At 68.1% G+C, this 12797-nt stretch carries 14 protein-coding genes and 1 tRNA gene; 11 read left to right on the forward strand and 4 right to left on the reverse strand.

Going from position 1 to position 12797, the window contains the following annotated elements; genetic code table 11:
- The first annotated feature begins 73 nt into the window (after window positions 1-73).
- The 11 genes from ruvB (at window position 74) to AC2EWF_RS13920 (ending at window position 8283) form a co-directional block, all read left to right on the forward strand.
- Window positions 74-1123, forward strand: a complete 1050-nt coding sequence (gene ruvB, locus AC2EWF_RS13870) for a Holliday junction branch migration DNA helicase RuvB (RefSeq protein WP_483639973.1) — start codon at window positions 74-76, stop codon at window positions 1121-1123.
- The gene (ybgC, locus tag AC2EWF_RS13875) at window positions 1116-1526 is read left to right on the forward strand and encodes a tol-pal system-associated acyl-CoA thioesterase (RefSeq protein ID WP_483639974.1); all 411 of its coding nucleotides are present in this window, start codon (window positions 1116-1118) and stop codon (window positions 1524-1526) included. The genes ruvB and ybgC overlap by 8 nt, the downstream gene beginning before the upstream one ends.
- A 31-nt stretch (window positions 1527-1557) precedes the next feature.
- A complete protein-coding gene (gene tolQ / locus AC2EWF_RS13880) occupies window positions 1558-2241 on the forward strand; it encodes a protein TolQ (protein ID WP_483639975.1) in 684 nt (227 codons plus the stop codon).
- Between the two features lie 14 nt (window positions 2242-2255).
- Window positions 2256-2717 carry a protein TolR gene (gene tolR, locus AC2EWF_RS13885; protein ID WP_483639976.1) on the forward strand — a complete coding sequence of 154 codons (462 nt, stop codon included), beginning with the start codon at window positions 2256-2258 and terminating at the stop codon, window positions 2715-2717.
- Window positions 2704-3648, forward strand: a complete 945-nt coding sequence (gene tolA, locus AC2EWF_RS13890) for a cell envelope integrity protein TolA (RefSeq protein WP_483639977.1) — start codon at window positions 2704-2706, stop codon at window positions 3646-3648. Before tolR ends, tolA begins: the two co-directional genes overlap by 14 nt.
- Before the next feature lie 8 nt (window positions 3649-3656).
- A complete protein-coding gene (gene tolB / locus AC2EWF_RS13895) occupies window positions 3657-4979 on the forward strand; it encodes a Tol-Pal system beta propeller repeat protein TolB (RefSeq protein ID WP_483639978.1) in 1323 nt (440 codons plus the stop codon).
- Between the two features lie 241 nt (window positions 4980-5220).
- Window positions 5221-5730 (forward strand): peptidoglycan-associated lipoprotein Pal, encoded by a 510-nt coding sequence (gene pal / locus AC2EWF_RS13900; protein WP_077482362.1) that lies wholly within the window; start codon window positions 5221-5223, stop codon window positions 5728-5730.
- A gap of 3 nt (window positions 5731-5733) precedes the next feature.
- Window positions 5734-6597: a tol-pal system protein YbgF gene (gene ybgF, locus AC2EWF_RS13905; protein WP_483639979.1), complete on the forward strand. Its 864-nt coding sequence runs from the start codon at window positions 5734-5736 to the stop codon at window positions 6595-6597.
- Between the two features lie 22 nt (window positions 6598-6619).
- Window positions 6620-7297: a 7-carboxy-7-deazaguanine synthase QueE gene (queE, locus tag AC2EWF_RS13910; protein ID WP_483640437.1), complete on the forward strand. Its 678-nt coding sequence runs from the start codon at window positions 6620-6622 to the stop codon at window positions 7295-7297.
- Between the two features lie 153 nt (window positions 7298-7450).
- The gene (gene queC / locus AC2EWF_RS13915; protein WP_483639980.1) at window positions 7451-8146 is read left to right on the forward strand and encodes a 7-cyano-7-deazaguanine synthase QueC; all 696 of its coding nucleotides are present in this window, start codon (window positions 7451-7453) and stop codon (window positions 8144-8146) included.
- A gap of 61 nt (window positions 8147-8207) precedes the next feature.
- A tRNA-Lys gene (locus AC2EWF_RS13920) sits at window positions 8208-8283 on the forward strand.
- A 99-nt stretch (window positions 8284-8382) separates the two neighbouring features.
- On the opposite strand, the gene AC2EWF_RS13925 is transcribed toward AC2EWF_RS13920, so the two are convergent.
- The 4 genes from AC2EWF_RS13925 to AC2EWF_RS13940 all read right to left on the reverse strand — a co-directional run bounded on the left by AC2EWF_RS13925 (window position 8383) and on the right by AC2EWF_RS13940 (window position 12763).
- Window positions 8383-9378: a YncE family protein gene (locus tag AC2EWF_RS13925; RefSeq protein ID WP_483639981.1), complete on the reverse strand. Its 996-nt coding sequence runs from the start codon at window positions 9376-9378 to the stop codon at window positions 8383-8385.
- A gap of 75 nt (window positions 9379-9453) precedes the next feature.
- Window positions 9454-10176, reverse strand: a complete 723-nt coding sequence (locus AC2EWF_RS13930; RefSeq protein ID WP_483639982.1) for a TVP38/TMEM64 family protein — start codon at window positions 10174-10176, stop codon at window positions 9454-9456.
- Window positions 10173-10733, reverse strand: a complete 561-nt coding sequence (locus AC2EWF_RS13935; RefSeq protein ID WP_483639983.1) for a nucleoside deaminase — start codon at window positions 10731-10733, stop codon at window positions 10173-10175. The genes AC2EWF_RS13930 and AC2EWF_RS13935 overlap by 4 nt, the downstream gene beginning before the upstream one ends.
- A gap of 269 nt (window positions 10734-11002) precedes the next feature.
- Window positions 11003-12763: a glutamine--tRNA ligase/YqeY domain fusion protein gene (locus tag AC2EWF_RS13940; protein ID WP_483639984.1), complete on the reverse strand. Its 1761-nt coding sequence runs from the start codon at window positions 12761-12763 to the stop codon at window positions 11003-11005.
- Between the last annotated feature and the right edge of the window lie 34 nt (window positions 12764-12797).

Below are 12797 nucleotides of genomic sequence, written 5' to 3' on the forward strand. Positions count from 1 at the left end.
TGGCTCATAAGCACGGCGCTCTCGCTCTTGCTTTTTGCTCCTTTTTCGGAGTCAGTGCCGCCATAATGGCGACATGACCGACTCCCGCCTCATCACCCCCGTCTCCCAGCTCGACGACGAGGCACTGGAGGCGACGATCCGCCCGCGCCGGTTCGCCGAATACCTCGGCCAGCAGGCGGTGCGCGAACAGCTGGAGATCTACATCGAGGCGGCCCGGAGAAGGGGCGGTGCGCTGGACCACGTGCTGGTGTTCGGGCCTCCCGGCCTCGGCAAGACCACCTTGAGCCACGTGATCGCCAACGAGCTGGGGGTGAGCCTGCGCTCCACCTCCGGCCCGGTGCTGGAGCGCGCCGGCGACCTCGCCGCCCTGCTCACCAACCTGCAGCCCAACGACGTGCTGTTCGTGGACGAGATCCATCGCCTGTCGCCCGCGGTGGAGGAAGTGCTGTACCCGGCGATGGAGGATTTCCAGATCGACATCATGATCGGCGAGGGCCCGGCCGCGCGCTCGATCAAGCTGGACCTGCCGCCGTTCACCCTGATCGGCGCCACCACGCGGGCCGGCATGCTCACCGCGCCCCTGCGCGACCGCTTCGGCATCGTGCAGCGGCTCGAGTTCTACACCGTGGACGAGCTCACTGCGATCGTGCGCCGTGCCGCGAAGATCCTCGGCATCGCCTGCGAGATCGACGGCGCGCAGGAGATCGCGCGTCGCTCGCGTGGCACGCCGCGCATCGCCAACCGCCTGTTGCGCCGGGTGCGCGACTACGCCGAGGTGCGCGCGGGCGGCCAGATCACTCTCGCCGCGGCGCAGGCTGCGCTGGACATGCTGAAGATCGATCCGGATGGCCTCGACGAGCTGGACCGCCGCCTGCTGGGCACCATCATCGAGAGCTTTGACGGCGGCCCGGTGGGCGTGGAATCGCTGGCCGCCGCCCTCAGCGAGGATCGCGGCACGCTGGAGGACGTGGTCGAGCCCTACTTGATCCAGCAGGGCTTCCTGGTGCGCACCGCGCGCGGCCGCATGGCCAGCGCCCGGGCCTGGCGCCACCTGGGTCTGGTCCCGCCACCGCGCCAGGCGCAGGCGGCCGACCTGTTCGCGGGAGGCGGCGCCGATGGCTGAGCGCGCGCCTTTCCGCTGGCCGGTACGGGTGTACTGGGAGGATACGGACGCCGGCGGCGTGGTCTACCACGCCAGCTACCTGCGCTTCCTGGAGCGGGCCCGCAGCGAATGGCTGCGGGCGCTGGGCATCGGCCAGATGGCGTTCAAGGAGGCCACCGGGCTGGCCTTCCTGGTGCGCGAGATGCAACTGGATTTCTTGCGCGCCGCCCTGCTGGACGATGAACTGTCGGTGACGGTGGCTGTCAAGGAACGGCGCGCAGCCAGTATCCTGTTCGGCCAGACGATCGAGCGTGCCGACGGTGCCTGCCTGGTCCGCGCCAGCGTGCGCGTGGCTTGCGTGGACACCCGGCGCATGCGCGCCGTGGCGATACCCGCGGAGCTGATCCTGGAACCTGCCCCCTGACCACCCAGCCGAAGCGGAGTACTCCAAGGCAATGAACGGCGGATTGAACGTTTTCGAGCTGATCGCGGGCTCCAGCCTGCCCGTGAAGGGCGTGCTGCTGATCCTGCTGGTGTTCTCCTTCATGTCCTGGGTGATCATCATCCGCAAGTACGGCCAGACCAAGGCCGCGCTGGAGAATGCGGAAGGCTTCGAGGAGCGCTTCTGGTCCGGCGGCGACCTGGCCCAGCTGTTCCGCGAAGTCAGCCATCGCGGCGCCGAAGGCGGCATGGAGAACATCTTCGAGTCCGGCTTCCGCGAGTTTGCCCGCCAGCGCCAGCGCAAGACCCACGACCCGCGCAGCGTGATCGAGGGTTCCGAGCGCGCGATGCAGGTGGCCGGCACCCGCGAGATCGGCCTGCTCGAACGCAACCTGGAATTCCTCGCCAACGTCGGTTCGATCAGCCCCTACGTCGGCCTGTTCGGCACCGTGTGGGGCATCATGGGCGCGTTCCAGGGCCTGGGCGACATGAAGGACGTCACCATCGCCGTGGTCGCGCCGCACATCTCCGAGGCGCTGATCGCCACGGCGATGGGCCTGTTCGCGGCGATCCCCGCGCAGTGGGCCTACAACCGCTACGCCACCAAGGTGGAGCGAATCGCCTCGCGCTACGACGTGTTCCAGGAGGAGTTCTCCTCCGTCCTGCAGCGGCAGATCCAGGCTGACGACGCAGCCTGAGCGGAGCAGCCGACATGCAGACCTCGCGGCGCCAGCGGCGCTACAAGCTGAAATCCGAGATCAACGTCGTGCCCTACATCGACGTGATGCTGGTGTTGCTGATCATCTTCATGGTCACCACGCCGATGCTGAACTCGAACGTCGACGTCAACCTGCCGCAGGCCAATGCCAAGGCGTTGCAGGGCAAGAAGGACTCGCTGGTCGTGCAGGTGGCGAAGGACGGCACGCTCGCCCTCGTCATCGGCAACGGCAAGCCGCAGCCGGTGGACGAGGCCGATCTCCAGGCCAAGGTCAAGGCCTTCAGGGACGCCAACCAGCAACTCAGCGTGCTGGTGGCCGGCGACACCGCCGGCAACTACGGCGGCGTCTACAAGGTGCTGGCGGACCTGCAGCAGGCGGGCGTCGACAAGGTCGGCCTGATGAGCACGCCTGGCGACGGCTCCGGCCAGGGTCAGGGGTCCCATGGACGACGGTAAGGCGACCCCGCGGGCAGTGGTGCTGTCCGCCCTGCTGCATCTCGGCATCGTGGCGTTCCTGTTCCTCGCGGTGCTGCCGTGCGCCAGCTACGAGGCGTTCTTCAACGCCTTGCACCTGCCGGCGTGGCTGAACCCGATCACCTGCTCCCGTCCGCTGGAGCTGAAGGGGCCAGTGATCGAGGCCACCCTGATCGGCCCCACCGGCAGCCCGCCGCCGAAGGCGGTGAAGACCAAGCCGATCCCGGACACCGTGCCGCCCCCGCCGGCGATACCGCCGCCCGTGCCGCCGCCGGTGGTGCAGCCCAAGGTCGCGCCGCTGCCCCCGCCGCCCGAGCACCCCGACCTCAAGGACCAGGAGCGCGTGGTCGAGCAGGGCCTGCAGCAGGCCGAGGAAAAGAAGCTGCAGGAGGAGAAGCAGCGCCAGCGCCAGGCCGAGCTGGATGCCCAGGCCGCGCAGAAGAAAAAGCAGGAAGAGCTGAAGAAGGTCGACGAGATGCTCGCCCAGATGGACGCGGCCTCGGCACAGACCAAGAAGGCGGACAGCAAGGCGAAACAGGCCAGGCAGCAGCTGGCCGACCTCAAGAACGCCCAGGAGAACGGCCAGGCCGACCTGCCCAACGCCGCCCAGCGGCAGACCGGCAACAACGCCCAGAACAGCAATCTTTCGGACGAATACGCCGCAGCCATTCAGAATGCGGTCACGCCGAATTGGTTAAGGCCGGATAACATGCCGAAAGTTGCGTGCAAGGTTCACATCGTGCAGCTCCCGGGCGGCGACGTGATGAGCGCCACGGTCGATTCCAGTTGCCCGTACGACGAGTCGGGGCGGCGGTCGGTCGAGAACGCCATCCTGCGCACCAAGACCTTGCCGTACAAGGGGTTCGAGAGCGTGTTCCAGCGCAACCTGACCTTCACCTTCATGCCGCAATGATGAGCCCCATGCGCAAACCGATTTCGCTGTACGCCGTTGTCCTGCTGCTCGCGGCGGCGCTGTTCGCCGGCCCGGTGGCCGCCCAGCAGTCCGGGCTCGACATCCAGATCGTCGGCGGCGTGAAGACCGCCACCCCGATCGCGGTGGTGCCGTTCGCCCAGCCCGGCGTGGCGCCGCTGCCCACCGACGTGGCGGACGTGATCCGCAACGATCTCAACCGCAGCGGCAAGTTCCGCTCGCTGGCCAAGAGCGACATCGTGGAGTTCCCCGCCAAGGGCGCGGACATCAAGTTCGCCACCTGGCGCCTGCTCAAGCAGGACTTCATTACCGTGGGCAGCGTCAGCGACGCCGGCGGCGGCATGCTGAAGATCAATTACGAGCTGTGGGACGTGAACAAGCAGCAGAACCTGCTGGCGGCGTCCTACACCGCGCCGGCGGGCGACCTGCGCGGCGTGGCGCACCAGATCGCCGACGCCATCTACCAGAAGATCACCGGCGTGCGCGGTGCGTTCTGGACCCGCATCGCCTACATCACCCAGGTCGGCCTGGGCAACAACACCATGTATTCGCTGGTGGTGGCCGACTCGGACGGCTACAACCCGCAGGTAGTGGCGCGGTCGCACGAGTCGCTGATGTCGCCGGCCTGGTCGCCGGACGGCAAGAAGATCGCCTACGTTTCCTTCGAGAGCGGCAATTCCCAGGTCTACGTGCAGGACCTCACCACCGGCGCCCGCCAGCTGGTGGAGTCGCATGCCAAGGGCATCAATGGCGCGCCGGCCTGGTCGCCGGACGGCCGCAAGCTGGCGGTGGCGCTGTCCTACGTGGGCAACCTCGAGCTGTTCGTGCTCGACGTGGCCTCTCGCCAGGAGACCCGGCTGACCCACAATCTCGCGATCGACACCGAGCCGGTATGGGCGCCGGACGGCCAATCCATCTACTTCACCTCCGATCGCTCCGGCCGGCCGCAGATCTACCAGATTCCGGCCAGCGGCGGCACCGCCCAGCGGATCAGCTTCCAGGGCACCTACAACTCCAACTGCAGCATCAGCTACGACGGCAAGGAACTTGCCATGGTGCAGGGCAACGGGAACGTGTATCGTATTGCGGTGATGGATCTCGGCTTGGGTGGTCAGGTGCATTTCCTCTCGCCGGGACCGCTGGATTTCGGTCCCAGCTGGGCGCCGAACGCCAGCATGCTGTTGTACGGCGCCACTGAAGGTCCACGCGGCGTGCTGTATGCCACCTCGGCTGACGGCATGGTGCGCCAGCGTCTTGCGCTCGCCAATGGCAGCGTGAGCGATCCTGCTTGGGGTCCGTATCGACAGCAATGAATTTTTGACCGTCGCACTCGCGTGCGGCGGTCGGTGCCGGGGACGGTCCGCGAGGGCCGCGCCCGGCGTGTTTTGCCGGCCGCAACGCCTTCGCGCGCCAGGGTCAGCCATTGAGGGCGCGCATCACACGCCGTTGATCTTGCAAGACCAGAATTAACAACAGCCGGCCCACCGGCGATTTCGTCCCGTAACCAGTCCGTCACTGTATGCCGGAACTCAACACGTTTGAAGGAACGTCACCATGAATAAGACCGTTCGCGTCGCCCTGGTCGCCCTGCTTTGCGTTGGCGCGGCCGCCTGTTCCAAGAAGCAGGAAGTCAAGCCGCAGGCTCCGGCCAGCGAGCCCGTTGCCCAGACCCAGCCGGCCGAGACCAGCGGCAAGTACACCCCGGCCGACCTCAACACTGACGCCTGCCTGCGCCAGCGCGTCGTGTACTTCGACTTCGACAAGTCCGAGATCAAGCCGGAGTTCCAGCAGATCATGGCTTGCCACGCCAAGTACCTGCAGGACCGCCCGATGGCCCAGATGCGCCTGGAAGGCAACACCGACGAGCGCGGCTCCAAGGAATACAACCTGGGCCTGGGCGAGCGTCGTGCGAACGCCGTGTCCAGCGCGCTGCAGGCCAATGGCGGTTCCGCCAGCCAGATCAGCGTGATCTCCTACGGCAAGGAAAAGCCGGTGTGCCGCGAGCACAACGAGGACTGCTGGAGCAAGAACCGTCGCGTCGAGATCGTCTACACGGCCGAGTAAGCGATGAAGCATCTGGCCGGCAAACTTGCAGCCAGGATCGGCATGGCGGGCGCAATCGCGTCCGCCATGCTTTTCGTGCTGCCGGTATTCGCGCAGGACTCGCGGCTCAGCCTCGCCGACCGCGTCTCCCTGCTGGAGCAGCGGGCACAGAACAAGGACCAGAGCAGCGCCGCGCTGGTCAACCAGCTGCAGCAGATGCAGTCGCAGCTGCGCGACATGCAAGGCCAGATCGAGGAACTGCAGCACCAGCTGCAGCAGCTCCAGGACAAGAGCAAGGACCAGTACATCGACCTCGACTCCCGCCTGGAACGCCTCGAGGCCGCCAGCAAGGGTGCGGCGCCAGCTTCCGGCAGCAGCGCCCCCGGCGCACCGGCGGCTGCCACCGCCACCGGCGCGGCCGCAACCGCGGGCAGCCCCGCAAGCACGACACCGGCCGCCAGGGCAATGCCCGCCAAGGGCGGGAAGCCGCTTTCCGCCGCCGACAATGCCGCGGCGCAGGCCGCCTACGACGCCGCCTTCAAGACCCTGCGCGGCGGCGACTACGTCGGCGCCTCGCGCGAGTTCCGCAAGTTCATCGAGCAGTACCCGGATCATCCGCTCACCCCGAACGCTTTCTACTGGCTGGGCGAGTCGTACTACGTCACCACCAACTACAAGGTGGCGCTGGAAGCGTTCCAGCACCTGCTGGCGCAGTTCCCGCAGAGCGAGAAGGCGCCCGATGCGCTGCTCAAGGTCGGCTACTGCCAGCTCGAGCTGAAGCAGGCGCCGGCCGCGAAGGCCACGCTCGAGTCCGTGGTCAGCAAATACCCCAGTTCCAAGGCCGCCAGCCTGGCGAAGGAGCGGCTGCGCCGCATCCAGGCCGGTTGAGGGCGTGGCCGTGAGCGACGCCATCACCCGCGCGGCTTCTGCCGCGCCCGCCATCGCCGCCGAGCGCCTGCGCGTCACCGAGATCTTCCATTCGATCCAGGGCGAGGCCGACGCGATCGGCTGGCGCACCGTATTCGTGCGGCTCACGGGTTGTCCGCTGCGTTGCGTGTGGTGCGACACCACGTATTCGTTCCACGGCGGCGAATGGCGCACGATCGACGACATCCTTGCCGAGGTCGCCAGCCATGGCGCGCACCACGTCTGCGTCACCGGCGGCGAGCCGCTGGCCCAGAAGCGCTGCCTGCTGCTGCTGGAACGCCTGTGCGACGCGGGTTATGCGGTCTCGCTGGAAACCTCCGGCGCGCTGGACGTGGCCGTGGTCGACCCGCGTGTGCGCAAAGTGATGGACCTGAAGGCGCCGGATTCCGGCGAAAGCGCGCGCAACCTGTGGTCCAACCTCGACCACCTGCTGCCGCACGACCAGGTGAAGATCGTGCTCGCCAGCCGCGCCGACTACGAGTGGGCGCGCGGCGTGGTGGCGGAGCATGCCATCGACCGGCGCTGCATGGTGTTGTTCTCCCCGGTCTGGGACAAGGTGGCGCCGCGCGAATTGGCCGAATGGATCATCGCCGACCGGCTGCCCGTGCGCTTCCAGCTCCAGCTGCACAAGCTGTTGTGGAACGACGCGCGAGGAAAATAGGGCAAGGAGAGAACGGAGCGGAGCGGGAGAAGGGCGCGTCATGCGCACTCCCGTTTCCCACTCCGCTTCCACCGCGACTTCTGCGCGCTGGGGCCTGTGCCGCCGCAAGCGCTTTCCGGCCGGTGACCGGCCGTACTCCAGTGGATGAATACCATGTCTGAAACACCTCCCCGCAAGGCAGTCGTGCTGGTCTCCGGCGGCATGGACTCGGCCGTCACGGTGGCCATTGCGCGCGAGCAGGGTTACCAGGTGCACGCGCTCAGCGTGGCCTACGGCCAACGCCACGGTTCCGAGCTGGAAGCTTCGGAGCGGGTGGCGAGGATGCTTGGCGCGGTCGAGCACAAGACCGTACACGTCGACCTGCGCAGCATCGGCGGCTCGGCGCTCACCGCCGACATCGCCGTGCCGCTGGACGACGACGCGCACGACGGCGACGGCCACATCCCGGTGACCTACGTGCCGGCGCGCAACACCATCATGCTGTCGATCGCGCTGGGCTGGGCCGAGGTGCTGGGTTGCAGCGACATCTGGTGCGGCGTCAACGCGGTGGACTATTCGGGCTATCCCGATTGCCGGCCCGCCTTCATCGAGGCCTTCGAGCGGCTCGCCAACGTGGCCACCAAGGCCGGCGTGGAAGGTGCGGGCATCCGCATCCATGCTCCGCTGATGCGCATGAGCAAGGCGGACATCGCGCGCGAGGGCGCGCGGCTGGGCGTGGACTTCACAACCACGGTGAGTTGCTACCAGGCCGACGCCGAAGGCCGCGCCTGCGGCCACTGCGACGCCTGCCGCCTGCGCGCGCAGGGCTTTCGCGAGGCAGGCCTGCCCGATCCCACGCGCTACGTCTGAGCCGGTTGTTGCTTGTGCGCCTGCGGCGCAGTCCCTAAAATCGCCAGTCCACTTGCGTGACGGGTCGTTAGCTCAGCTGGTAGAGCACTGGACTTTTAATCCATTGGTCCCGGGTTCGAGTCCCGGACGACCCACCAAGTTTTCTGGAGCGCCCATTGGGCGCTCCTTTTTTCATGGAACGCGCGGCCACGTACGGCTGCAGGTCGGCTTCTCGTGATCGGGGCGGGCGCAGAGTCTCAGCGCGCACCCACCACCAGCGCGGTGAAGTCCTTCACCGGCGCACCGCGCGGTGCCGGAGCGGCCGTCACCAGCCAGACGCGATGGGTGGCCCGGTCCAGCGCCATGGTGCGCGCACCGGCCTGGGTGGACACGTTCGCCACCACGCGGTAATGGTTGGCGTCGTCCTCGTGCACGACGGTCAGCGTGCCGTCGTGGTTGGAGCTGTAGACCAGCCGGGTGGCGGGGTCGAAGCGGGCGGCGTCCGGGCCCTTGCCGATCGCCACGGTGGCGACCTGGTGGCCGTCGGATGCATCGGTGACCACCATCAACCGGTTGTCGCAGACCGAGAACAGGCGGTGCGTCCGCGTGTCGATCGCCAGGCCACTGGGCGAGTCGCAGGGCGCGAGCTTCCACACCGCATCGACCTTGTTCGTTTTCGTGTCGATGCGCGCCAGTTCGTTCTTGTCCTCGAGATTGGCGTACACGTGGCCGCGGCCGTCGCTGACTGCGAACTCGGGACGGCCGGGCAGGGCGATGCCGGCGATGGCCTTGTCGCTGGCCGGGTCGATCACGCTGGCGTTGCCGCTGTGGCCGTTCATGGTCAGCACGTGGCCGCTGGCCGGGTCGAACACGATGGCGTCGGGGCCCTGGCCGCCGATCGGTATGTTGCGCAGGTCCTTCAGGGAGTCGAGATCGATCACGTGGACGCTGTTGGCGGCGCCGTCGCTGACATAGCCGCGCCGCAGCTTCTGCACCAGCGCGACGCCGTGGATGTGCTGCATGCCGGGGATCTCGCCGGCCAGCTTGCCGTCGCGGGTGTCCACCACCATCACGCGGTCGTTGCGGGCGATCAGCAGGTGGTGCGCGACGGGGTCGATGGTGAGGTAGTCCCAGCCGCCGCTGCCGCCCAGCGGGTGACGCTGCAGCACGGCGTAATCCGGCGTGGCGGCGAACGCCGCTGCCGCGGCGGCACTGCCGACGACGAGGAGGAACAACGAGGCGATGGACTTCATGGCGAGCTCCGGCGGAATGGGCTACACAAGCCCGCCAAGCATGCACGCCGGATGATTAGTGAACGCTGTGGCCGCTCAATCCCGCGGGTCCGGCGGCGGCAGCTGCCGCCAGCGCCGGGTAAGGCGTTCGATCGCCAGCGGCAGCAGCGCCAGAAGGGCCAGCGCGCCCATCGGCAGCAGCACCCCGGGTTGCAGGAACAGCCCGGTGTCGAGCGTGCCGTTGCGGCCCAGTGCTTCGCCCAGTCCCGCGCCGATCCAGCATTCGAATACCAGCGACACGGTGCCTCCCAGCCAGCTGGCGCCCAGGAACAGCCACAGCGGGCAGCGCAGCCAGGCCAGGCCCACGGTGACCGCGCCGAACGGCATCACCGGCACGAAACGCAGGAACAGCGTGTAGCTCACCGGATGGCGTTCGAAGCCATGGTGCAGCCGGGCCGCGAACGGCGGCGGCGGCCGCGTGCCGGCGCCGAAGGCGTAGCGGCTGGCGAGGTACAGGATCAGCGAGCCCAGGGTCAGGCCGGCTGAGGAACACAGCGTGCCGTCCACCAGGCCGAAGGCGAAGCCGCCGGCAAGGATGATCACGACGGTGCCTGGGATGCCGGTGGACATCGCCAGCGTGAGCAGACCGATGTAGGCCAGCCGGCTCAGCCAGGGATGTTCGGCGATGTGCGCGTGCAGCTCGTGCTGGTGGGCGACCAGGTGTTGCGGGCTCAGCCGGTCCAGCGCGCCCGAGGCGAACAGCACGATCCCGGCGAGCAGCAGCAGGATCAGCGGCAGGGCGGCGCGTAGGCGTTTCAATACGATGCGCCGCGGGTGCCGTAGCTGGCGAGCACGTCGCGCGCCTGGTCACGCAGGATGTCGCGGCGCACCGCGATACCGCGGCGTGCAAGCTCGCCGATCCAGTCGGCGGGCAGCGGGCCTTCGTCGAATTCGGTGAGTTCCTCGACGTCCTCGGCGCGGGCGCCGATCAGCAGCTCGTCGACGCCGGCCCACACCGTGGCGCCGTAGCACTGGCAGCAGGGCTGGGCACTGCTGGCCAGCGTGTAGCGGCCGCCGTCGGCGTTGAGGCGGAAGCTCGCAAGGCGCTGCTGCGCGCTCATGTAGGCCATCATCTCGGCGTGCGCCACCGAGCAGGTCTGCGGCACCACGCGGTTTACGCCTACCGACACCACCCGGCCATCCGCGTTGAACACCGCGGCGCCGAACGGGCCACCCGGTCCGTGCTCGATGTTGCGGCGGGAGAGCGCGATGGCGAGGCCCACGCGTTCCTCGTCGCTGGCGTAACGGCGGCCGTCGTCCACCAGTTCGGCTATCCACGGCGGCAGGGTGAGATGGATCTGCATCGGCAGGAACATGCTAGAGCCTGTTTACGATCTCCCCATGGCCCGCGCCGGGAGCTTTTTGCGCGCAGGCCAAGGAAGAACGAAGGAGTGGACGTCCGTCCACGACTGAGTGATGACGCGGGCATGTGGGCAAACAGACCCGGCCCTTCGGGTTGCCTTGCTGTGGCCGCCATGCGGCAGCGCGCAGCTTGGCCTGACGGCCAGTCAGGCCGGCGCTACGCGCCACCACCTGGCGACCGCGGCAAGACAATGCGAGCCATGGGGAGATCATAAATAGGCTCTCAGGCCTTCGCCGCCCAGGTGTCGCGCAGGGTCGCCACGCGGTTGAACACCGGTGCGTCGGCGCGATGGTCCATGCGGTCGGCCACGAAATAGCCCAGCCGTTCGAACTGGTAGCGCTGTTCCGGCTCGGCCCGCGCCGCGGCCGGCTCGATCCAGCCCCGCACCACGCGCTTCGCCTCGGGGTTGATGTGCGCGGTCCATGGCTGGCCGTCTTCCTCGGCGTCCGGCGCGGGTACGTTGAACAGGCGGTCGTAGAGACGTACTTCCGCGGCTGCCGCGTGCGGCGCAGCGACCCAGTGGATGGTGCCTTTCACCTTGCGGTCGGCGCCGGGCAGGCCGCTGCGGGACGCGGGATCGAGCGTGCAGCGCAGCGCGGTGACGTTGCCGGCACCGTCCTTCAGCACTTCCTCGCACTTCACGATGCCGACGCCCCGCAGGCGCACCTCGCCGCCGGGTACAAGGCGCTTCCAGCCCTTGGGCGGTGCTTCGGCGAAGTCCTCACGCTCGATCCACAGCGCGCGCGCGAACGGCACCTCGCGCGTGCCGAAGCTCTCGTCCTTGGGGTGGTTCGCGAAGACCAGCGTCTCGGCGTGGTCTTCCGGCAGGTTGGTGATGACGAGCTTCAGCGGATCGAGCACGGCCATGCGGCGCGGCGCCGTCATGTCGAGATCTTCGCGCACGCAGTTCTCGAGGATCGCGTAGTCGATCACGCTGTTCTGCTTGGAGACGCCCACGCGCTCGATCAGCAGGCGGATGCCAGCCGGGGTGAAGCCGCGCCGGCGCAGGCCGCGCAGCGTGTTCATGCGCGGATCGTCCCAGCCGTCCACGTGGTGCTCGGCGACGAGCTGGGCAAGCTTGCGCTTGCTGGTGATGCAGTAGCTGAGGTTGAGGCGCGAGAATTCGATCTGGCGCGGCTTGGCGGGCTTCGCTTCCAGTCCGGCGGCCACCACCGACTGCCACAGTTCCGGATGGTTCGGCAGGTCGACCTTGTCCACGCACCAGTCGTACAGCGGGCGGTGATCCTCGAACTCCAGGGTGCACAGCGAGTGGGTGATGCCTTCCATCGCGTCGGACAGTGCGTGGGCAAAGTCGTACATCGGGTAGATCGGCCACGCGTCGCCGGTGTTCTGGTGGGCGACCTTGCGGATGCGGTACAGCGCCGGGTCGCGCAGGTTGATGTTGCCCGAGGCCATGTCGATCTTCGCGCGCAGGGTGCGGCTGCCGTCGGCGAACTCGCCCGCGCGCATGCGCCGGAACAGGTCGAGGTTCTCCTCCACGCTGCGCTCGCGGTACGGCGAGTTGCGGCCGGGCGCGGTGAGCGTGCCGCGGTGTTCGCGCATCTCCTCGGCGCTGAGGTCGTCCACGTAGGCGAGGCCGTCCCCGATCAGCTTGAGCGCGGCGCGGTAGAACACGTCGAAATAGTCCGAGGCATGGCGCAACGCGTGCCATTCGTAGCCCAGCCAGTGCACGTCGTCCTTGATGCCCTGGACGAATTCCGGGTCCTCCTTGCCGGGGTTGGTGTCGTCCAGGCGCAGGTTGCACCAGCCGTTGAACTCACGGGCGATGCCAAAGCTCAGGCAGATGGCCTTGGCGTGGCCGATGTGCAGGTAGCCGTTCGGCTCGGGCGGGAAGCGGGTGTGGATGGCGACGTGCTGGCCCGTGGCCAGGTCCTCGCGGACGATCTGGCGGATGAAGTCGCGTGGGCCGTCGGCCGCTGCGGCGGCGTTGGCGGACTCGGCGGGGCTGGACGGGCTCGACATCGGGAACGACTCGCGGAAAGGGCGAAAGAATCCG

The organism is Rhodanobacter sp. sgz306013, assembly GCF_057031145.1.

Excerpts from the sequence above, each read along its gene's own strand:
- ruvB (WP_483639973.1), top strand. The coding sequence starts at position 74 with ATGACCGACTCCCGCCTCATCACCCCCGTCTCCCAGCTCGACGACGAG.
- ybgC (WP_483639974.1), top strand. The coding sequence starts at position 1,116 with ATGGCTGAGCGCGCGCCTTTCCGCTGGCCGGTACGGGTGTACTGGGAG.
- tolQ (WP_483639975.1), top strand. The coding sequence starts at position 1,558 with ATGAACGGCGGATTGAACGTTTTCGAGCTGATCGCGGGCTCCAGCCTG.
- tolR (WP_483639976.1), top strand. The coding sequence starts at position 2,256 with ATGCAGACCTCGCGGCGCCAGCGGCGCTACAAGCTGAAATCCGAGATC.
- tolA (WP_483639977.1), top strand. The coding sequence starts at position 2,704 with ATGGACGACGGTAAGGCGACCCCGCGGGCAGTGGTGCTGTCCGCCCTG.
- tolB (WP_483639978.1), top strand. The coding sequence starts at position 3,657 with ATGCGCAAACCGATTTCGCTGTACGCCGTTGTCCTGCTGCTCGCGGCG.
- pal (WP_077482362.1), top strand. The coding sequence starts at position 5,221 with ATGAATAAGACCGTTCGCGTCGCCCTGGTCGCCCTGCTTTGCGTTGGC.
- ybgF (WP_483639979.1), top strand. The coding sequence starts at position 5,734 with ATGAAGCATCTGGCCGGCAAACTTGCAGCCAGGATCGGCATGGCGGGC.
- queC (WP_483639980.1), top strand. The coding sequence starts at position 7,451 with ATGTCTGAAACACCTCCCCGCAAGGCAGTCGTGCTGGTCTCCGGCGGC.
- AC2EWF_RS13925 (WP_483639981.1), bottom strand. The coding sequence starts at position 9,378 with ATGAAGTCCATCGCCTCGTTGTTCCTCCTCGTCGTCGGCAGTGCCGCC.
- AC2EWF_RS13935 (WP_483639983.1), bottom strand. The coding sequence starts at position 10,733 with ATGTTCCTGCCGATGCAGATCCATCTCACCCTGCCGCCGTGGATAGCC.
- AC2EWF_RS13940 (WP_483639984.1), bottom strand. The coding sequence starts at position 12,763 with ATGTCGAGCCCGTCCAGCCCCGCCGAGTCCGCCAACGCCGCCGCAGCG.